This window comes from Pseudoalteromonas sp. ESRF-bin5, from assembly GCF_002632075.1.
Classification (GTDB): domain Bacteria; phylum Pseudomonadota; class Gammaproteobacteria; order Enterobacterales; family Alteromonadaceae; genus Pseudoalteromonas; species Pseudoalteromonas marina.
The window spans coordinates 20,682-42,494 of sequence record NZ_NTLW01000209.1 but is presented as its reverse complement, the minus strand read 5'-3'; the positions used below and the strand labels follow the sequence as shown (position 1 = coordinate 42,494).

Genomic DNA, 21,813 nt, shown 5'->3' with positions numbered 1-21,813 from the left:
ACTGTTTTTGCTATTAGCTTTGGTGCATTAGTTGAAATTACTCCACTTATGTTCCAAGACGACACAACAAAACCAGTAGATGGCTTACGTCCTCTAAATGCATTAGAAATGGAAGGTCGCGATATATACGTGCGTGAAGGTTGTTATAACTGTCATTCACAAATGATCCGTCCTTTTCGTGACGAAGTTGAACGTTACGGCCACTACTCTGTAGCAGGCGAGTCAGTATGGGATCACCCTTTCCAATGGGGTTCTAAACGTACTGGACCTGACCTTGCTCGTGTTGGTAAACGTTACTCGGACGATTGGCATTATGCTCACTTAGTGAACCCGCGTGATGTGGTTCCTGAGTCTAATATGCCAGGTTTCCCTTGGTTAGCAGAGAACACAGTTGATACCAGCTTAACTCTGAAAAAACTACAAATTTTCCGTGATACATTCGCTATTAACCCAGAAAATCCAAAACATCCGGGTTTAGGTTACGGTAGCGATGAAGAACTAATAGCTGACGTTGCCAAAGTTGATGCAATGAATGACGGTAAAGGTGCAACAGAAATGCAAGCCCTTATCGCTTATTTGCAACAGCTTGGCACGCACTTGAAGTAATTATTATGGATTACGGAACATACAGAGGCATTTTAACTCTGGTAATTTTAGTATTGTTTATTGTGATTGTTGTATGGGCATACAGCAAGCGTACCAAAAATCGTTTTGACGACGCTGCTAATGCCATTTTTGAAGATGAAAAAAAACATAACAACACACTCTCTAACGAGGAAAAGGAGTCTGAAAAATGACTAGCTTTTGGAGTATTTGGGTTATTGTTTTAACCCTAGCATGCTTACTTATTATCTTTGGCCTATTAGTGTGGAACTTAAAAAACTACGCTGGTGTTGAAGAAGGTGAAGATTGTGGGCATGAGTATGACGGTATTACCGAACTGAACAATCCACTACCTAAGTGGTGGACTTACATGTTCTTCGCAACGTTTATTTGGTCTGTTTATTACCTAGCAGCATACCCAGGTTTAGGTAACTGGGAAGGGTTAGGTAAATGGACAAGCTCTAATCAGGGTATTACCTCTTTAGCGGAATCGAAAGAAGCCGTTAAGTTAGCAGCTGAAGAAGGCCGTTTTGTAAAACTTGATAAAGAGTATGAAGCAGCAGAAGAGCGTTTTGGTCCTATTTTTAACCGACTTGCAAAAGTACCTGTTTTAGATTTAGTTCAATCTAAAATTGATGGTGATGCAGCGCAGCAGCTAGCTCTTGAAAATGGCACAGAGCATGAGCAAACAGATGGTCAATTAGCACTAGAAATTGGTCAGCGTTTATTCTCTCAAAACTGTGCACAATGTCACGGCTCTGACGCGCGTGGTGGTATTGGCTTCCCTAACCTAACTGATAAAGACTGGTTATATGGTGGCACACCAGACAAAATTAGAGAAACACTCCTAATTGGTCGTGTTGCAGCTATGCCTCCTTGGGGAGCAGCATTAGGTGAGCAAGGTATAAAAGAAATGACAGCACACGTGTTGAGCCTTTCTGGTCGTACAGTTAACCAAAAAGATGCAGCCGCTGGTGCAGCTAAGTTTGCTATGTGTGCAGCGTGTCACGGTGCAGACGGCAAAGGCTCTGTTGCTCATAACCTACCGTTTGGCGCACCAAACTTAACCGACAACATATGGTTATACGGTGGTTCTCAACGTGCCGTTGAAGAAACACTGCTTAACGGTCGTGCCGGTGTAATGCCTGCGTGGAAAGACATTTTAGGTGAAGATAAAATCCACCTTTTAACTGCGTACGTTTACAACTTATCGCAAGATAAATAAGCACGCTGTTAATAGAATGTTTATAAATTAATTTATTAAATTCAATAGATTAATCCAGATCAAAAAAGCCTCCACTTGGAGGCTTTTTTTTAGTCTTTTACGTACAATTACTATAAAATAACCTCTTCGAAACTAATATTAGAGTCACTATGCAACCTACTCCGTGGTATAAAAACTTTTGGCCTTGGTTTTTAATTTTTTTCCCGCTAGCAGCTATTGTTGGCTGTATTACTTTACTAATAACGGCAATTGGCAATGGCCCAGATATGGTCGTTGATGATTACTATAAAAAAGGTAAAGCAATTAATTTAGAGCTCAGTAAGTTCGAGAAAGCAAAAGCACTTTACTTACATGGTGAATTAGCCGTAACTAACGACCGAGTGAGTTTTAAATTTACCAAAGGCGATAGCAGTAATGTATCAGCTTTAAAAGTATCGTTTTATCACCGCACAATCAAAGCACACGACTTTGAAGCAACACTTACAGCTAATGCAAACAAAGAATTCACCGCACTTCTTGAAAATTACACTGAAGGTGCCTATTCCATTTTTGTTGAACCTATCGATAAAACATGGAAACTAAAAGAAAACATTACCCTACCTACGGTTGAAACCGTTTTAGTTACGCCAAACTATAAGTAGTTATTATTATGTCTAATTCTTGCTTTCATTGCCTTGAAAGTGTGCCAAAGGGATTTAGCGCCACAGTAACAATAGACGATACCCCTCAGCCAATGTGTTGCATTGGCTGCCAGGCCGTAGCGCAAAATATTGTTGAGCAAGGAATGACTGATTACTACAAATACCGCACAGTCAGTGCGGGTAAAGTAGAGCAACTTGTTCCTGAGCAATTGGCGTTTATTAAAAGTTACGACAACGAAGATATTCAAGATGAATTTATAGCCACAAGCAACAATATTTCAGAGGTATTACTGAGTGTTGAAGGCATTACGTGCGCCGCATGTGCGTGGCTTATAGAAAAGCAATTATTGAGTTTAAACACTGTAAAACGGGTAGATGTAAATACCTCAACTAACCGTGCAATGATCCAATGGGACAAAACAGCAACTCCACTGAGTGATGTTATTACCGCCTTGGCTAAAATAGGCTACAAAGCATATCCATTTCAGGCCGATACCGAAGCACAACAAAAACAACAAACTGCAAAAGCATACATTCGCCGCTTGGGTGTGGCAGGCCTAATGACAATGCAAGTAATGATGTTTGCATTTGCCATGTATTTTGGCATGTTTTCAGGTATGGATAGTAACTTTGAACAGTACTTTAGATGGATAAGCCTTGTATTAGCTTCTCCTGTTATTTTGTATAGTGCGCTGCCCTTCTTAACCAACGCAATTAACGGCTTAAAAGCTAAACAGCTTAATATGGATTTACCTGTTTCTTTAGCAATTTTTGGCGCCTACGGAGCCAGTTGTTATGCAACCGTTATGCAAGTTGGTGAGGTATATTTTGAATCTATTTGCATGTTTACCTTTTTATTATTATTAGGTAAATATTTAGAATTTAGAGCGCGTTTAAAAGCGAGTGAATACACAGCAAACCTTCAAAAGTTACTACCATTAACGGCTCGCACACTTACTGATAGTGGTGAAGAACTCATTATTGCGGCTAAAAAGCTTAAGCTTAATGATGTTGTGCTTATTAAAGCAGGTGAAACCATTCCAGCCGACGGCGAACTCATTAAAGGTAAAACGACCGTTGATGAATCAATGATGACCGGCGAACACCAACCGGTCAACAAGTTCATAGGTCATAATGTGTATGCCGGCTGTGTAAACCACGATGGTGTTATTGAAATTAAAATAAATAAAATAGGCCAAAACACCCTTTTAAATCAAATTATTCGTCTGCAACACAATGCGCTTACAAAGCGGCCTAAGCTGGTAGAAATAACTGATAAAGTAGCACAAGGGTTTGTAGCTTGCTTATTGGTATTTGCCTCGTTGACCGCCATTGGTTGGTATCAAATTGATCCGGAGCATGCTTTTTGGATTACTATTTCAGTATTAGTCGCAACCTGCCCTTGCGCTTTAAGCCTAGCAATACCTACAGCCCTAACCTGTGCAATTGCCAGCCTAACCAAAAAGGGGATTTTAATTAAACAAGCCCATGTACTTGAAACCCTTTCAAAACTAACCTTATTTGCGTTTGATAAAACAGGCACACTCACACAAGGTAAATTTAGCCTTGATGAAGTAGATATTATCGACAACAGCTACTCAAAGGATGGTGTAATGGCTATTGCAGCAATGTTGGAGCGCTTTTCTGAGCACCCGATTGCAAGTGCATTTGACGGCTACACTCCAGCAAAGCATAGTCTTCATAACATTGAAGTGCACGCAGGTTTAGGGATTAGTGCACAAGATGAAACCACCCACTACGCTATAGGTAAAAGTGGTTGGTTTGACAGTAAAAAAACAAACGCGCAAGCCAGTTTGTATATAAACAAACACGTTGTGGCACGTTTTTATTTTGTAGATAAAATAAAGCACGATGCTCAAAGTTTAATTAAATCGTTACATGCGCAGCAATTAACTTGCCACATGCTTACTGGCGATGCGTCAGATGCGGGCAAAAAAGTAGCTAAGCAATTGAACTTAGATAGCGTGCAATCTGGCTGCTCACCACAAGATAAACAAACAGCCGTAGAGGCATTTTCATCTCAAAATGAAGTGGTCGCTATGGTGGGTGATGGCATAAACGATAGCCCTGTATTTGCAAGCGCCCATTTGTCTATTGCAATGGAAACTGGCGCTGATATATCAAAAAACAGCGCCGATGTTGTACTGCTAAATAGCGATTTGGCGTCTATTGATCACTTACTCAATATAGCTAAACAGACTCGGCGTATTATTAAACAAAACCTAACATTGTCTTTATTATATAATGGTTCAATATTACCGCTTGCAGCACTTGGGTTAGTTGCTCCATGGATGGCCGTCATTGGTATGTCTGCCAGCTCAATTATTGTGATTTGTAATTCACTAAGGCTATTAAAGTTATGAGCATAATTTATATTTTGATCCCCATTGCCATATTGTTTGTGCTTATTGCCATTGGTGTATTTTTTTGGGCGGTAAGAAGCGAGCAGTTTTCTGATTTGAACAAACAAGGCCACAGTATTTTGTTTGAAGATGACAAAGAGCAGCATAACAAAAGTAATGATTGACCCTTTATACATTAGCGCATTTTTAATGGGTTTGATTGGCAGCGGCCACTGCATAGCAATGTGTGGAGGAATTGCCAGCTCTTTACAATTAGCCAGCGACAAACGTAAAACACTTACCTATTCATTTGCTTATAATATAGGGCGAGCAATAAGTTACATGCTTGCAGGCTCACTCGTTGCGGGTATAAGCAGCCAATTTGCTAAACAAAACACATCATTTTCTATAACGCTTTCATTTATTGCAGCAATTTTTATGCTGTTAGTAGGCGTTTACATAATGCGCTTAGGACCTACACTTCAATGGCTTGAAAAAGTTGGTAAAACACTTATTTGGCAGCATATTATTAAGCTTAACAAATATTTAATGCCGGTTGACTCAACAGTAAAAGCCATAGGCTATGGGGCTTTATGGGGCTGGCTTCCGTGCGGTTTGGTTTATTCAGCGCTAACCTGGGCAATGACGAGCCCCACAGCATTTGATGGCGCAATAGTTATGCTATGTTTTGCACTAGGTACATTTCCTGCCATGATCACAGTAGGGATCACTGCGCAAAAACTCAATAGTATAATAAATCATCCTTGGACCCGAATAGTATTAGGCAGTGTTATAATTTGGTATGGTATCTACTTATTGATTATTGCAACCGACAAGTTAGTATATTAATGTTAAGATGTATTAACCTTTTCAGGTTTATTTCCCCCTGTATATAAAAACTAAAACGGATAAAATTATGGATTTCACTCAAAGTCGCGCTAAAGGTAATTGTGCTATTAGCTGTAATAACTGCAGCATAAGCCAATTGTGTTTACCGTTTTCGTTAAATGGCCAAGAAATGGATAAGCTTGACGAAATTATTGAGCGAAAAAAACCATTACACAAAGGTGACTATTTATTTGAATCAGGTGCACCATTAAAAGCGATTTATGCTGTACGCTCTGGCTCATTTAAATCATACACCTTGTCTGAGCAAGGTGATGAGCAAATTACTGGCTTTCATTTAGCAGGTGACTTAGTTGGTTTTGATGCCATTAGTAAAATGGCACATCAGAGCTTTTCTCAAGCCTTAGAAACCTCAATGATTTGCGAAATTCCCTTCGACACTCTTGACGAGCTTGCAGGTAAATTACCTAAACTACGCCAGCAAATAATGCGTTTAATGAGCAGTGAAATTACCTACGATCAAGAAATGCTTTTACTGCTTAACAAAAAATCGGCAGAAGAACGCCTAGCAAGTTTTATTTATAACTTGTCTGAGCGATTTGGTGAGCGTGGTTTTTCGCGTAAAGAGTTTAGGTTTACTATGACCCGTGGTGAAATAGGTAATTACTTAGGCCTAACAGTAGAAACCATTAGCCGTTTATTAAGTCGCTTTCAAAAAGCCGATTTAATTAAAGTAGAAGGCAAGTTTATTACTATTTTAGATAATGATGCACTTGCTAAAGCAGCAGCCATTGTTAAATAGGTATACATTGATATAGAACAACAATTTATGTGCTAAGCCTTTAACTGTTTTGTATTTGAGTTACACTAAAAGTACACCAGTTAGATAAATGGAGTAGCACATGAACACAATTAAACGCATTCTTGCGGTTATTGACCCCACCAAAGACGATCAACATGGTTTAGCGCGCTCAGTCGAACTGGCAAAAAAATCTGGCGCAACAATTACAGCATTCATGACGGTCTATGACTTCTCTTATGAAATGACAACGATGCTTTCAGGCGATGAGCGTGAAGCAATGCGCGAAGCAGTTTTAAAAGACCGCGAACTCTGGCTCAACGATTTAGTTTCACCTTACAATAACTTAAATATTGAAACATTAGTTGTTTGGCATAACCGCCCTTACGAAGCCATTATTGAAACAGTTATCGATCAAAATTACGATTTAGTCATTAAAAGTACTCATCAACATGGTGCACTAAAATCGGTGATATTTACCCCTACAGATTGGCATTTGGTGCGTAAATGCCCTACTCCAGTATTATTTGTAAAAGAAATGGCATGGCCTGAAAATGGCAATATTTTAGCTGCTGTTAACGCAGTGAGTGAGAATGATCAGCATATTGCATTAAACAAACGTATAATCAAAGACGCGCAATTTTTATGCGAACTTGCTAACGCAAAGCTTAATTTAGTCAATGCATATCCTGCCACCCCTATTAATATAGCTATTGAAATACCAGAGTTTAATCCAAGTCTTTACAACGAATCAGTTAAAAAACACCATATAGAATCAACTAATGCACTGGCTACTGAATTTACATTAACTACTGAGCAATGCTTTATTGAAGAAGGCTTACCAGAAGATGTAATTCCTGATATTGCAAATCGTTTGAATAGTGAATTAGTGGTTATTGGAACTGTTGGACGTACAGGGTTAAGTGCTGCGCTAGTTGGCAATACTGCAGAGCATGTAATAGATAGCCTAGACTGCGATGTATTAGCACTAAAACCAGACGGCTACGTTAGCCCACTGGCAAAAGATTAATAAATTTTGCTGTAGCTCCCGATATGCTAATAACATATAATACGCCCCTTTATTTCTAGCAAGTAATTTGCTGCATTGTTTACTAAGGGGGCGTAGTGTCTAACTCAGCTCAAGCCAAAGCTCAATATAACTTTAATAAGTTACAAAAGCGTTTACGCCGTTTAACTGGCCAAGCGGTTATGGACTTTAACATGATTGAAGAAGGTGACCGTATAATGGTTTGCCTCTCTGGTGGTAAAGATAGCTATACAATGCTTGAAATGCTGCAGCACCTTAAACGTGTTGCCCCCATTAAATTTGATCTTGTAGTTGTTAATTTAGACCAAAAGCAGCCCGGCTTCCCTGAACATGTATTGCCAGAGTACCTAGATAAACTCGATGTAGAGTACAAAATTGTAGAAGAAGATACCTACAGTATTGTAACCGACATAATTCCTGAAGGTAAAACCACCTGCTCGCTGTGTTCTCGCTTACGCCGTGGTATTTTATACCGCACAGCTAAAGAGCTTGGTGCAACTAAAATTGCTCTTGGTCATCACCGTGACGACATGATTGAAACACTGTTTTTAAACATGTTTTATGGTGGAAAACTAAAAAGTATGCCTGCTAAATTAATGAGCGACAACGGCGAGCATATGGTTATCCGCCCGCTTGCCTACTGTAAAGAAGCAGACATTAGCAAATACGCGTTTACTCAAGGCTATCCTATCATTCCGTGTAACTTGTGTGGTTCTCAAGAAAACTTGCAGCGTAAACATACAAAAAACATGTTAGCGCAATGGAATAAAGATCATCCGGGTCGCATTGAGAGTATTTTTACAGCCATGCAAAATGTTGTGCCATCTCATTTAGCCGATGCTGAATTATTTGATTTTGAAAACCTAAAAACGGGTGAAGTGATTGATGGCGGCGATATTGCACTCGACAAGCCAGATATTCCTAAAGTGCCTGTCAACAGCGATACAGACGAAGAAAACGCTGGCGTTGTTACAATTAACTTAAGCTAACTACGTTGTATTTTTGGGTTTGCATTAAAGCAAACCCAAAACTAGTTTAACCGTCGGCTAACCCTTTCAAAAATTCCAAGCTTAATTTTTCTTGCTCATTAGGTTGGTATGGCAGCTGTTGTAAACTGTCAAAAGGAAAGTCATTTATATCAAAGTGGCTAATTTCACTATTACCAAAACTGTTTCGCTCGCCAGGACTTGGCGACATCCTTTCAATTACAAATCCACTCAAACGCATATCAGCCATGCCTTGCGGCAAAATTGACCAGTGCGCTTTTAAATCAATAGTTTGGCTTCCTTCACTTAAACGTTGTTTACTCACCAAGTGCGCAAGTGGTGTGTCGCCAGTAAAAAGGTTCGCCCGAATACGGTACAAGCCCTTTTTTACTACTTTTAAATTGGCGGGTATAAGCATGTTTTCGCTTTGTGGGTATGCCGACTCAAAACCAATAAGTGTCGCACTCGGTGGCATATATTGAATTTGCGCCACTACAGGGATTTGTTTTCCATCAACATTTGCTTCAACAAATATTTGTAAATTTCGCGGATAGTCTTCCTCAGCTTTAAAAATAACATTGGCTTCGCCATCTTGTGCATTACTTTTATAGGTTGTTACAGTCTCTTTTGTATCTGTATTGGCAAGCTCTACATTCACATTTTTAAGGCCACCTGCGCTGACTTTTAATGTTATTTCTTCTGGATACACAAACCTATATTTACTAAGACTGACTGTAACCGCATTTCCTTTGTCGTCTATTGGACTTTCAACAGGGTAAAATTGATTAGGTTTTAAACGGTCTTCATCAAACTCAGACAATGGTTGTGAATATGGCGGATATTTAAGCGCACGCTCGTATTGAGTGGCAACCTGCTCTGCTGCTTTTGCTAAGTTGCTATTATAATCTGTTGTTACTTTTTGTTTTGGTGGTGATTTAGCGGGTAAGTTTGCAGTGGTTGCTTGTATGTTTAATTTACTCTCAGCGGGCAAAGGCTGTTTTATCTTAACAACAGCGACTTCAACTTTAGCCTCTTCTTGAGAGGGCCAAACTAATAAAGCCAGTAAAGCCATTACCGAAACGACTACTAGAATTTTTTTTATCATTAATAGCTCAATCCTTATAAAAAGTGCAGCTTAATTAAGCTGCACTTTTAACGTTTATGGGATCACATTATAAATTAATGCAGAAGCACTCGTTGTGTTTGAATTTTTAATATAACGGTAGTTCTTTTTCCAAAACCACGACCCTGTTGTTTGATCAAATGTATTAAAGCCAACATTTTGTCCGTCGACATTAATGTTATTCATAGCAATGGTTACATTACCTTTACGCTGAGCATTATGAATTTCATTATGGCTGTAGCTGTCACTCATCATCATAGGGTAATGGTTAGGCATAAAACTATTTACCGCATCACTTTGTGATTTTAATCGACCATCAGTATCAATACTGCTGCTACAGCTACCAAATGACCGTGCTGAGCTTGCACCACATGATGAGTGCGACGCAACAACCGAATCATCATTACCTTTTAAAAATGCGCCAGTGATCCCTAAGTATTCATTACCGTCGGCAACAAAACGTAAACGAGGTGTACGCGCATCTGGAAATGGAGATATTTTACGCGCATTATTTACTTTTAAATCGTGTAACACGCCAACCGCTTCGGTAACATCGCTTCCTAGCCACCATCTAAGTGCAGCATCTATAGCAAAATTCCACGATGCACCTGTAAGTGCACTTACAGCAACATCAGCAAGTTCACTACCGCCACCAGCACCGGCTAAATCAAATGTAGCAACAATATTGAGTGGCGAAAGCCCTGCGTTTTCTAACCAGTTTGCTTGGTTATCAATAATATGGCGAGCAATTAAATCCCCAGTAGAGTGTGTCACTAATACACAGCCATCAGCACATAAGTTTGAGCGAGATAACTGCTTTAATTTAGGCCAAACCCAATCTGTTGCTATTTTACCTTCAACACGCTCGTAGGCAGGCCAATCAATTCGTTCATCTGCTCTGTTATTCCAATACGACTGCCAATATGTTTCGCCATCATTTACAACGTCGCTACCTGATTTATTGGTTATTTGAGATACCTGCAAACCATGAATTAATATTATTTTGTGATCTTTACTTGCAGCTGAAAAACTCATTAGCATAGCAAGGCATGCGCCCACTATATGCTGAGGTTTTATCCACTTGTGTGTGTGTGTGTTGTTCATAAAATTCCTTAATGTGTGTGTTAAATATTATTTGTTAAGGTATTCATTATTAGTGTCTTTTTTTACTTATCTGCAATATTAAGCATTAGAGAAAATAACCTGACTCTACTATCAGCGAGTTATAACTCTATTTTACCTGCCTTAGGTAATGTACTTAGTTAAGCAAATTAGTATGACTGATCAGTCCAGACAATGACCAGTATTAGGAACAAAGAACAAAATTGCAACAATTTATTATCATTTATATAAGATCAAAACAAAATTTGCTTTTAATCAATAATTTAAAAATTGTCTTTTTTGGAATTATATGGTGGGTTTGTAAAAGTATAGCTGAGGAGTGCAATCTATTTTGCCAAGCCTAAACGTGGTTTAGCCTTGGCAAAAATTTTTAACTGCCTTTATTGACCTTTAAGCTCGCTTGTAAATTGCCCTATAGCATTTACAACTTCTTGAGCACCATTTTGTATTTCACTCATAACATTGCCCGACTCTTTAGATAAAGCTAAGCCTTGCTCTGCTTTTTCTTTCCCTTTTTCGATTACATCAACCGTGTTTTGGGTTTGCGATTGGTTACGCTGTACAACTTCAACTATTTCCTCTGTTGCTTTAGATGTACGTGATGCGAGTAAACGAACCTCGTCTGCTACAACGGCAACCCCCCGACCTTGCTCACCAGCACGGGCGGCCTCAATAGCTGCATTGAGTGCAAGTAAATTAGTTTGCTCAGCAATACTGCTAATGCTTTGCACAATGCTCGCTATTTGTTGAGATTGTTGATCCAATGCAGAGATTTCGCTGGCCGCTTGCTCCATATTTATAGCAAGCTCTGTCATAACAGCCACTGTGTCTTTAATTACTTCAGCGCCTTGTTCTGCTTTTTTATCTGTTTGTGTTGAGGTGCTGTAGGCAATCTCGGCGGCTTGAGAAATCGCAATTTCTCGGTTTACTTGCTCCGTAATGACAGTCGCAAACTTCATTACTTTATAGAGCTTTCCGGCATCATTAGAAATAGGATTGTAAGAGGCCTCTAACCAGACAATGTTGCCATGCTTATCAACACGTTTAAATCGAGACGCTATAAACTGTCCTTGCCTGAGTTTTGACCAAAAGGCCTGATACTCTTGTGATTCTGACTCTTCGCGCTCACAAAAAATACGGTGATGTTGGCCTAATATTTCTTGTTCTTTGTAGCCCATTGCATCTAAAAATTGCTGATTAGCCTTTAATGCATGTCCTTCTAAATCAAATTCAATAACCGCCATTGATCGGTAAATCGCTTTGATTGTGTCACTTTGCTCACGCGATGCTGAAATTGTTTTGGTTAATACAGTACAAAAAATAGAAAAATATAAAAGCTGATCTTGTTCTCCTTTTACAGGGTGAACAATTAAACGTAACCACTCTACTTGACCGTCTTGGCGAATAAATTGTAACGCGCCCCCCCCAATGGCCCTCTTTTTTAATCGCTTTTTGTAAGCTTTTGTACTCGTCTGAGTGCTGGGAATGTTCAGAAATAATATCTAAAAGCGGAGTATTAATAATATGATTTTCTCGATAGCCCAGCATATTAAGGAGCTGCTCGTTTGCGTGGGAAATTCGTCCGTCATAAAGAATATTAATTACTAGCATTTCACGATTAAGGCCTTCCCATACTTGTTGTAGTGGGTAAAGCTCTGCTTTTAAAGATGCTATTTCGTTTTGTTTACTATTAGAAAAAAACATTAATATCCTTACTAATACTCGAGGTATGAAATTTATAAATGCAGAGGCTAATTTATCTACGTGATAAATGAAATTTGCCCTAGCGTTAAATAATTTGCTTAAAGTTCAACCAAAACCAAGACTTTTACATGGTAAAGTAAACACTTAACACACATTTGGGACCATTTATTACTTTAATATAGCCTCCATATAAGTCAAACTTTACGATGGGCTATTTCACTAAAATCACTGTTTAAGCCCCATTTACGCTTTTAAATGCAGTAATAGTGCAGGTAATAACGTTTCTATGCACTGGGCGTTTTTTTCATATTGGTGACTTATACGTACCCAACCGTCTGTTCCCATTATTTGTAGCGAGGTTATTTCTACGCTATCGATGTTTTCGTATTGAGTGCACCACAGCCCTTTTACTCTAAATATGCCAAAATTTGTAGTAATGCGATTTATTGTAAATGAGGTTTTCATAAGGTTATTTCACTTGTAACCGCTCATATAAACCAGATGAGCGCGATACAGTTTTGTTCATTGCTAACTGCAGTACCTTTTTATCGGCAACTAACTCAAAAGTATGTTTAGCACGGGTAATTCCGGTATAAACAAGCTGGCGATTAACCCCAACACTTGCCTGCTGTAATGGCGGTAAAACCATTGCGGTATAGCTAAATTCTGACCCTTGAGACTTATGTATTGTCATTGCAAACACCTTGTCATGGGCGGGTAAACGGGCCGGTGAAAATGCACGTGTGCTGCCCTGCTCGTCAATAAATATAGCCTTAAGCTGCCCAGCTTCATCATTCATTAAAATACCAATATCGCCATTAAAGAGCTTTAATTGGTAATCGTTTTGGCTCACCATTATGGGCATACCACTATAGTGGCGCTGGTTTGGGGTTACGTTTATTAACCCTTGTTGCTGCAGGGTGCGTTCGATGCGTTGATTCAAACTATTAACGCCGTAGTCGCCCTCTTTTACTGCGGCCAGTAATTGATAACCTGCAAACGCAGCATGCACTTTGGCTACACTCTCACCTTGGGCAATTAAATTTAAATAATGTGCATAATGTTTGGCTGCTCGCTTTACTAGGTTTTCTATTGGTTTACCTATAAAGTCGTAATCCAAAATAACATCACTAAAACGCCCTTCAACACTTTCCTGCTCTACATAATTTAATAAGCCACTATTATTTGTATTAACTGCCAATGCCAGTTGCCCTATGCCACTTTTAGCGTCAAAGCGGTAACTGCGTTGTAAAAAGGCAATGCAATCGGCTAGTTTAAATAGGCTATTTCCCTGCGATATTAATGTAGGCTGATCATTAAAACAAAGCGCATTTAATTCATCACACCGCTGCTTTGAGTAGTTAGGTGTGCGCCCAAGTGCTAGCCCTTGGCACAAATCGCTCATAACGCTGCCTGTATCAACCGAAGCAAGTTGGTCTTTATCACCAAGCAGTATTAATCGAGCATGAGCAGGCAAAGCTTCAATTAATTTCGCCATTAGCGATAAATCCACCATGCTTGCTTCATCAATAATTAACACATCTAAGTGCAGAGGGTTGCTTTGACTGTGTCTAAATTTATTAGTAAAAGGTTTTACCCCCAATAAGCGATGAATAGTTTGCGCAGTATCAGGGATCAGCGCTTTTATATCGTCGGGTATACTACTTAGCTGATTTTTAGCCCCTAAAATAGACTCACTTAGCCTTGCCGCAGCTTTACCCGTCGGTGCCACCAGCTTTATGCTTAATGGCGCTGCTTTGTAAAGCGATTGCAATATAGCCAGCAACTTAGTTACTGTGGTTGTTTTACCTGTTCCTGGCCCACCGGTTATTACACTAAACCCTTTAGTTGCTGCAATGGCGCACGCCACTTTTTGCCAGTCAACGTCGGCCACGGGTGGCTCTGGGAAATAATGTTGTAATAAAGTAGTAAGAGTTTGACTATCAATATTAAGCGCTCGCTCACTCATCGCTAATAGCCGCTCTGCAAGTATGTGTTCGTAAGCTGCCATACGCGAAAAATAAAGGCGTTGGTCAAATAACTGAAGTGGTTTGGCATCCCCAACGCTTTGATGATTTTGTAAGTAGGTTAACGCGGTTTGTTGGTTAAATCCTTGCAAAAATGGGCTATACGTAGTGGGAATATTTCCTTCAACTTTATTAAAGTCACCTTGGCGTAAATTAAACGGATTGGCCCAATCTATGGTGTTTAATGTTAAGCAACTGTGCTGGTTTTGTTGGGCTATAGATAACAATAATACAATATAAAACAGCTCATTATGTGTTCTTTCATCCGTATTTGAGAGTAACTGCGCAAGTTTTACATCAACGACGCGTATTCTATTTTCACCCAGTAAATAATCCAGTAACGGCACTTCAGTAACCACGCTATTAGATTCTGCCTGTTGCTCATACGCTAAAGGCGTTTGTTCAACGTCGTCTTCTAGCGCGTCAAATAAACCCGGCTGTTGATTTAACTCACTCATAGCATGACTCCTTGGCTAAATAAGCCATCTAAGATAGTTACTTGCTCTAGTGTCAATTGATTAAAGAAAACACCTTGCCCTGCTGGCATGCCACGTAAAAAGGTGTAATACACGCCCCCTAAGTGACGCTCAATTGAGTAGTCACTAATGCGTTGCTTTAATAGCCTATGCAGCGCTACGGTATATATTAAATACTGTAAATGGTATTGATGGCTGCTCATGGCTTGCTCTAGCTGCTCGGGATCATAATCTTTAGGCGTATTACCTAAGTAATTAGATTTATAATCTAAAATATAATATTTCCCTTGGTAGCAAAATATTAAATCCACAAAGCCTTTTAAAAGCCCTTTAACATGAGAAAAATCCAGCTTACTTTGTACAAAGCCAAAGTGTTTAATTAGCACTTCGTTAAGCTTGGGGGCACTTAAACTCGTCAGCGGTAAATTAAACTCCATTTCGACTAAGCAGTCACTGGGCGCTAGCTTACTTAAACTTAAATCAGTTTGAGCATTCAATGGGCAATTTAGCACATCGAGCACCCACTGCTGCGCAATTGGCTGCCATGTGTCGCTAATGTGATATTTTTCAAAGGCCCGTTTAATTACCTGTGACAAATTTTGCTCGCTGTTTGTGGGGTGAACAACGGGACTTGTAAAATCAATTTGTTCAAAAATTTCGTGTAAACAGCTTCCTGGCTTTGCCCCTTTAGGAAAACTAAAAGGTGAAGGGAGTTCGTCTTGTTGAACGGCAAACTCGTCTTTCTCGTGATCTTCATCGCTTCGCCCTGGGGCTAATTCATCGCTGTGCTTTTTAAAACTCAATGCACTAAAGCTGGTTGCACGCCAATCTCGTTCTATGTGCGCCTTACTATTGTTTACACTCAGAATTTGCTGAGCAGCCTCGGTATTAACAAACTGTAAGGTTCCCTGTTGGCGTAATTCTTCAGAGGTAAATTGCAGATAACACATAAATGTGTGCTTGTCGCAAAACTCACTTAAATGTGTTCGCCATATTTGGCTGCTTGAAATTTCGAGCTCTGAGAACAGCACATGCCCAAGCGCACTACTTTGAATCGCTAACCGACTACTTTGCCCTTGCCCTATGTTATAAACACCCAGCGCACAAAAATGCACTGCGCGCGTAAGCGCTACATACAATAAACGTAAATCTTCGGCTAAACGCTCTTTTTCAGCCTGCTGGAGTGCGTCTTCATCCTTACTTAAATCATAAATAAGTTTACCATTTTTATGATAAAGCGCTTCTTTAGTTTCACGATAACCACTGGCAAACGGCATAAATACCAATGGATATTCGAGCCCTTTTGAAGCATGCATTGTCACAATCTTAACTAAGTTGGCATCACTTTCTAAACGCACCTGTACAGTTTCGCCATCTTGTTGACTCACCTTTTGCGCAAACCAGCGTAGTAAGCGTAATGTGCCTTCAAGCTCAATTTGTTTTTGCTGTAATATTTCACCAAGGTGTCTAAAGTCGGTAAGCCACCGCTCCACGTTGTAGCCTAAACCTTGCCATTTAGCACTTAACTGATTATGGCTTAGTAATCGCTCAAGCATGGCCATTGCCCCTTGCTTATGCCAAATATGGCTAAGCTGAGCAAAAAAGTTTAAGTGCTCTTGCCAAGCGTTTTCGTTATCCGCAAGTGCGTATACATCGTTATAGCTTAAACAAAATAACGGTCCTGCGAGCACACCACGAAGTAATGACTCGTCATATTGACCATGTAGTGCAGTTAAAAAATTAAGTAAATGATGGCTTAACTCTTGGCTAAACACGCTATCGCGGGAAAGATATACACTGGCAATTTTAGCCTCGCTCAAAGCCTTTTTCATTATTTGCGCTTCAACGCGATCACGTACCAAAATACATATGTCTGCCGCACTTATTGGCGTTTTGCCAATGCACGCCGTGCCCTGTTTAGCGCGTTCTAACAAAGTGACTATTTTATTCGCAAAGTAAGTGGCTAGGTGTGCTTGCCCTAACCCTTTGCTGGTGGGTTTATTTTTTTCATCGGCGGCTTCATCTACAAACACGTTAAATTCAAAGGCGTTAGCCGGTTTACCATCAATTAAAAACGATTCATCTGCTTTTTTACCCTTAGCGCTCACTTTGTTAAACGGAATAACATCGTTATAAATAAAACTGTTGTCGTGTTTGCTAAATAAACTATTTACGCTGTTTACTATATCGCGGCTTGAGCGAAAATTAGTGCCCAGTGTAAATTGTTGAGGCTCGTCTACCGCCTTTTTTGCGCCTATATACGTAAATATATCTGCGCCTCTAAAACCGTAAATAGCTTGTTTAGGATCGCCTATCATGGCAAGTGTAGTATTGGCTTGGCCATAAATTTGACTAAAAATACCATACTGAATCGGATCGGTGTCTTGAAACTCATCTATCATAGCAACCGGAAATAAGTGCGCAATTTTTTGCGCAAGCACATCACCTTGCTCATTATTAAGTGCAGTGTATAAATTAGTGAGTAAGTCGTCGGGGGTGATCACACTTTGCTCTTGCTTACGCTTAACAATGGCTGATTTTACCCAGCGTGCAGCTTCTTGTACCAACGCTATTTTTAAACCTTGGTTCATGGTGTTGTTAAGCGCTGATAAGGTATCAAACTGACTTAATAACGGATGCGTAAACAAAGGCTGATTTTTTTTATAGTTAGTGGTGTCACTTAAGTTCTCGGTACTCCATATTTCAAACGAATACTTATTGGTACCAAACTCAAAAAACACGTCACCGCTTGCACAAAATGCATCAAGCGCTGCAAGGCTTGCTTTGCGAGCGGGTGTTTTAGCACCACTTAGGCCTGAGCCTTTAATAGCATCAGTAAATGCATGTTCTTGGCAATCTTTTTTAAACTGTGGGATTAGAGCTAAGTATTCATCACGAGCTTGCCATACATCATCTAAGTTTATTTGCGGTGTTATGTGCGCATTGGCTTTATTTAAAATACTGGCTACTTGAGAAAATAAAGACTCGGGTGCTGAAAATACATCTAAAATAGCATCGGTTCTCTCTTCACTCAGTGGATAAACAAACGAACGCCAGAAGTCTTTGATTGTTTCGAGCAGTATGTCGCGCTCGTCTAAAATAAACTCTAAATTAAATGCCACACCCGATTCAAACGCATGTTGCTTTAACATTCGCTGACAAAAGCCATGAATCGTAAATATAGCGGCTTCGTCCATCGATTTTGCGGCAGCGTCCAGTAAATCAAAGGCTCTATGTTTGTCATCTACTGCGGCAATTACGCCTTCAATTAACTCATCGTTTGGGGTTTGCCCAAGTAACGCATCTCTGGCTGCAATAATACGGTTACGCACACGGTCTTTGATTTCTTGAGTAGCAGCGTCGGTAAACGTTACTACCAAAATCTGTTCTACACTTAAAGGAGAATTAAGCTCACCCGGTATTTGCATGCCAAGTAAATAGCGTAAATATAACCCGGTAATAGTATACGTTTTACCCGTACCGGCACTGGCTTCTATTAAACTTTGCCCTTTGAGTGGCATAGTAAGTGGATTAAGCGCTTGCATGGTCGCTCTCCTTAGCATTCTCATATAACGGCGCGAGTAGCTTTTCGCTCCAGCTAATAAACTCGTCTTGACAGTCGTTAAGTGATTGCACCGTTAATCTAATGTAGGGGTTTTCACCTTCACCTCGGCCTATGTATTGCGGACTAAATTTATTCATCGCTTTTGCCATATCGCCACCCGTTTTTATGTATTCGTATCCACTTACCGGATAAAACGCCACAGGCTCTTTACGCAGTGCTTTATATAATTCAAACCAATCTGCCAAAATTAAATCAGCGTCGGCTTTGCCCATAGGCGCAAAGCTAATTTGTTTATCAAGCCCAAGTAATAACGTTTCGAGGTTATGCCCCAAACTTTGTGCCACAAGGTGATAAATAAAGCCCCTAATCATGTCTTTGGCTTTAATACTGGCGCTGCGGTAAAACACCTGCTTTTGCATAAAAATATGGTTAAGCCAGCCCTGAATTTGTGTTCCTTGAATATTAAACGACACCTCTATAGGCTCACTTTTACCCGCTTTTATTTGCTCTTTCACCTGCCCTGCAAGCGCGTCAACACGGTGTTGCATGCTTTGTAAAACTAAACTTCCCACATTCGCTTGCGGTAACTCGCCGCGTTGCAAAATTTGCTCAGTACTTATTGGCGTATCGTTAATTGTGGCTTCTAATATTTCGTCTAAATAAAAGTAACGGCGCAGCGCATCAATACTAAATGGCTCTTCATCTTTTGCTACTTCGTTAAATTGCGGCAAACGTAAACCCAAGGTTTGATTGTAAAAACTCTCTTGTGCGCTGCAAACACTGCGTATAAATACATCAAGCTCTAACTGTTCAGGTGGTTTTACATCAAGTGCGGTGACTGGTTCTGGAAATATGGGCTCATTTGGCAACCAAATTGGGTTATAACTATGATTATTAAGCACGGTACTATTTTTATTATCTTGGTAGTAGTGGCTATTAAACGGTTGCAAGTGTTGCTGGCTAATCAAACATGCAGGTAATGCTTTAGATGAGTCGTCACCCAGCGTAAAACTACGCCCTATGTATTCTAATAACTCGCTCACCAGGGTTGATGGCATACGAGGTTGGTTATCAAAGCAGGAGCGGCCAATATAGCTCATATAAAGATTTTCACGAGCACTAAGTAGCGCTTCTAAAAATAGGTAACGGTCATCTAATTTTCGTGATCGGTCACCTTTTTGTTTTTTAGAGTGTGGTACTAAATCAAACCCAATAGGCTGCACATTACGTGGGTAGTCAGCGTCGTTTAAACCTAGCATGCACACTACTTTAAATGGCACGGCGCGCATGGGCATAAGCGTACAAAAATTTACTTGCCCTACTAAAAATCGCTGACCGACGCCTTTTTCTTGTATACCCTGTTTTATTAAATAGCTAACTATGCGCTGCGACACCGCTTGATTGTAGTCGCCGTTATCGTGGTGCTTTTGAATATCTTCAAGCACTTTTTGCAGCACTAATAAATCCCAACTGTCGTCGCTTTCACTCTCGTAAACAGCGCCAAGTAGCTCGCTTAAAATTTGCGCCTTATTAGTGAGGGTGTCGTCAGGGGTAAGCTTGGCTTTAAAGTTTTGAAGAACATCGATAAAGTCTACCAGTTTATTAAGCGTATCAAGCGCCATTCCTTCTACTTCGTCGGCGCTGTAAATACCATTAAATGGGCATTGCTCGTCGCGCATGGCAATACCCAGTAATAAACGATTTAAACCATGCTGCCATGTATTTAGTTCAATGGCAGGTAAATCAAAACTGTGTTTATGTTCTGCGTTGATGCCCCATTTAACGCCTACGCGTTCAAGCCAGTATTGTATTTGTTCGTATTCGTGCGCTTCAAGGCCAAACTTTTCAGCTATTTGGGTTACTTGTAGTAAATCTAAAATATCTGATACGCCAAACCGCGAGAACGGTAAGTTAGCTAAGCTGGCAAACGAGCTTAGTACTGGTTTTTCTTGCTCTATAGCTAAATCAGCTAACGCGTAGGGAATATAGCGGCTGCCTTGCGCACCACCAAATACAGCTTCTATATAGGGGCTGTATGTGCCTACATCGGGCATCATTACAATAATGTCTTTTGGGGTAAGCGCAGGGTTTTGGTTAAACAAATTAAGTAAGTAGTCGTGTAATCGCTCAACTTCTCTAAGCGGTGTATGGCAGTCACTAAGGGTAATACTGGTATCGTTTGCACTTACTGGTAATTTACCTTCATCGTTTATAAACCATTCTTTGTTATCGGTAAGCGACTCCCCTTTAAACGCAAGCTGATAAATTTCGCTTTGTACTTGCCCAAGTAATGTAGCGTCAAACGCATCTATAAAGCCATCAATCCAACGGGCATCAAGTTGCACTAGCTGTTCAAAATAATCGCGACCTAACTTCCCCCAGGACGATAAAAGTGGGTTACCTATAAAGTAATAGTCTTCATCTGGGTTAGATTGTTTTTTTTGCTGCGCTTCCACCAGCGGCATTTTGGCGTATTTAGCGTTTATTTTAGCCGCTGTTTTTTCGTCGATTATGTCACCCCAGTAATGCTCACTCGGGTTAAAAAAGAATAAAAACACCTCTGTTTTTTTGCTCAATGCTTCAAACACATCAAGCTGAGAATTAGCAATGGCTGATATACCAAATAAACTAATGCGTTTGGGTAATAAGCTGTTGTCCATATTTTCCAACGCAGCAAGTAATTGCCCCTGCATATTTGCGCGGTGAAATTGGCTTTGGCCCAGCTCTTTGCTTAATTTTACAATTCGGCGCCATAAATCAGGCTGCCATGGTGCAATGGTGACATCTACGTCATCAAGTTCATCATTGCCGCTATCCCAAGTTGCTATCCAATGCGGTCGATACATTAGGTATTGATCGTACACATCGGCTATTTTTTCACATAGAGCAAAGGTTTTTTGGCCATCAATATCGCCCTCTAAGTAGGTTTTTAGGGGTAAATAAAGCGGTTCGTCAATACAAGTTGGTAAAATTGAAAATAATTTCCATGCAAGGTTAGGTTTGTTAAAGGCCGACTCTTTAGGCACATTAGGTAATAGCTGCTGATATAGTTGCCAAATAAAACTCGATGGCAACGGAAAATCAACCTGTGCAGCCACACCTAAATGCTCACTCAAGCCAATTTTTAGCCACTGCGACATACCCGGAGATTGCACCAGCACCACTTCTTTATCGAACGGGCTTTGCAATGGGCTTACCTTTAACAGTTGATGAAACTGAGCTTGCAGGGCTTCCATACGGTTTGATTGAATAATATTGAGCATACGACACTGTCCTTACTTGAAG

General features: G+C 40.1%; 18 protein-coding genes. 10 read left to right on the top strand and 8 right to left on the bottom strand.

Annotation, left to right across the window (positions count from 1 at the left end; genetic code table 11):
• The 10 genes from ccoO to ttcA form a co-directional block, all read left to right on the top strand.
• Positions 1 to 606: cytochrome-c oxidase, cbb3-type subunit II (ccoO, locus tag BCG07_RS12705; protein WP_286890421.1), on the top strand; the 606-nt coding region annotated here is incomplete at its 5' end.
• Positions 607 to 611: 5 nt separating this feature from the next.
• Positions 612 to 797: a CcoQ/FixQ family Cbb3-type cytochrome c oxidase assembly chaperone gene (locus BCG07_RS12700; RefSeq protein ID WP_006794297.1), complete on the top strand. Its 186-nt coding sequence runs from the start codon at positions 612 to 614 to the stop codon at positions 795 to 797.
• Positions 794 to 1,828 (top strand): c-type cytochrome, encoded by a 1,035-nt coding sequence (locus BCG07_RS12695; protein ID WP_008126414.1) that lies wholly within the window; start codon positions 794 to 796, stop codon positions 1,826 to 1,828. Before BCG07_RS12700 ends, BCG07_RS12695 begins: the two co-directional genes overlap by 4 nt.
• 149 nt (positions 1,829 to 1,977) lie before the next feature.
• Complete coding sequence (locus BCG07_RS12690; RefSeq protein WP_006794299.1) at positions 1,978 to 2,469, top strand: FixH family protein; 492 nt, start codon at positions 1,978 to 1,980, stop codon at positions 2,467 to 2,469.
• An 8-nt stretch (positions 2,470 to 2,477) separates the two neighbouring features.
• Entirely contained in the window at positions 2,478 to 4,853 is a 2,376-nt protein-coding gene (locus BCG07_RS12685) for a heavy metal translocating P-type ATPase (protein ID WP_286890417.1), read from the top strand.
• Positions 4,850 to 5,017 carry a cbb3-type cytochrome oxidase assembly protein CcoS gene (ccoS, locus tag BCG07_RS12680; protein ID WP_006794301.1) on the top strand — a complete coding sequence of 56 codons (168 nt, stop codon included), beginning with the start codon at positions 4,850 to 4,852 and terminating at the stop codon, positions 5,015 to 5,017. Before BCG07_RS12685 ends, ccoS begins: the two co-directional genes overlap by 4 nt.
• On the top strand, positions 5,010 to 5,681 hold the full coding sequence (locus BCG07_RS12675; RefSeq protein WP_286890414.1) for a sulfite exporter TauE/SafE family protein: 672 nt from the start codon (positions 5,010 to 5,012) through the stop codon (positions 5,679 to 5,681). The genes ccoS and BCG07_RS12675 overlap by 8 nt, the downstream gene beginning before the upstream one ends.
• 67 nt (positions 5,682 to 5,748) lie before the next feature.
• Positions 5,749 to 6,480 (top strand): FNR family transcription factor, encoded by a 732-nt coding sequence (locus tag BCG07_RS12670; RefSeq protein ID WP_006794303.1) that lies wholly within the window; start codon positions 5,749 to 5,751, stop codon positions 6,478 to 6,480.
• Between the two features lie 100 nt (positions 6,481 to 6,580).
• Entirely contained in the window at positions 6,581 to 7,507 is a 927-nt protein-coding gene (gene uspE / locus BCG07_RS12665) for a universal stress protein UspE (RefSeq protein ID WP_039037900.1), read from the top strand.
• 95 nt (positions 7,508 to 7,602) lie between these two features.
• Positions 7,603 to 8,514 (top strand): tRNA 2-thiocytidine(32) synthetase TtcA, encoded by a 912-nt coding sequence (gene ttcA, locus BCG07_RS12660; RefSeq protein WP_008126427.1) that lies wholly within the window; start codon positions 7,603 to 7,605, stop codon positions 8,512 to 8,514.
• Between the two features lie 46 nt (positions 8,515 to 8,560).
• On the opposite strand, the gene BCG07_RS12655 is transcribed toward ttcA, so the two are convergent.
• The 8 genes from BCG07_RS12655 to recC form a co-directional block, all read right to left on the bottom strand.
• Positions 8,561 to 9,616, bottom strand: a complete 1,056-nt coding sequence (locus tag BCG07_RS12655; RefSeq protein WP_286890412.1) for a hypothetical protein — start codon at positions 9,614 to 9,616, stop codon at positions 8,561 to 8,563.
• A gap of 54 nt (positions 9,617 to 9,670) precedes the next feature.
• Positions 9,671 to 10,738 (bottom strand): hypothetical protein, encoded by a 1,068-nt coding sequence (locus BCG07_RS12650; RefSeq protein ID WP_010557284.1) that lies wholly within the window; start codon positions 10,736 to 10,738, stop codon positions 9,671 to 9,673.
• A 398-nt stretch (positions 10,739 to 11,136) separates the two neighbouring features.
• On the bottom strand, positions 11,137 to 12,000 hold the full coding sequence (locus BCG07_RS12645; protein ID WP_288337458.1) for a methyl-accepting chemotaxis protein: 864 nt from the start codon (positions 11,998 to 12,000) through the stop codon (positions 11,137 to 11,139).
• Between the two features lie 34 nt (positions 12,001 to 12,034).
• Positions 12,035 to 12,304: a hypothetical protein gene (locus BCG07_RS19915; RefSeq protein WP_353743800.1), complete on the bottom strand. Its 270-nt coding sequence runs from the start codon at positions 12,302 to 12,304 to the stop codon at positions 12,035 to 12,037.
• Between the two features lie 399 nt (positions 12,305 to 12,703).
• Positions 12,704 to 12,925 (bottom strand): hypothetical protein, encoded by a 222-nt coding sequence (locus BCG07_RS12640; protein ID WP_286890411.1) that lies wholly within the window; start codon positions 12,923 to 12,925, stop codon positions 12,704 to 12,706.
• A 4-nt stretch (positions 12,926 to 12,929) separates the two neighbouring features.
• Complete coding sequence (recD, locus tag BCG07_RS12635; RefSeq protein WP_286890409.1) at positions 12,930 to 14,945, bottom strand: exodeoxyribonuclease V subunit alpha; 2,016 nt, start codon at positions 14,943 to 14,945, stop codon at positions 12,930 to 12,932.
• Positions 14,942 to 18,508, bottom strand: a complete 3,567-nt coding sequence (recB, locus tag BCG07_RS12630; RefSeq protein ID WP_286890407.1) for an exodeoxyribonuclease V subunit beta — start codon at positions 18,506 to 18,508, stop codon at positions 14,942 to 14,944. The genes recD and recB overlap by 4 nt, the downstream gene beginning before the upstream one ends.
• The gene (gene recC, locus BCG07_RS12625) at positions 18,495 to 21,791 is read right to left on the bottom strand and encodes an exodeoxyribonuclease V subunit gamma (protein ID WP_286890405.1); all 3,297 of its coding nucleotides are present in this window, start codon (positions 21,789 to 21,791) and stop codon (positions 18,495 to 18,497) included. Before recC ends, recB begins: the two co-directional genes overlap by 14 nt.
• Positions 21,792 to 21,813: the final 22 nt, after the last annotated feature.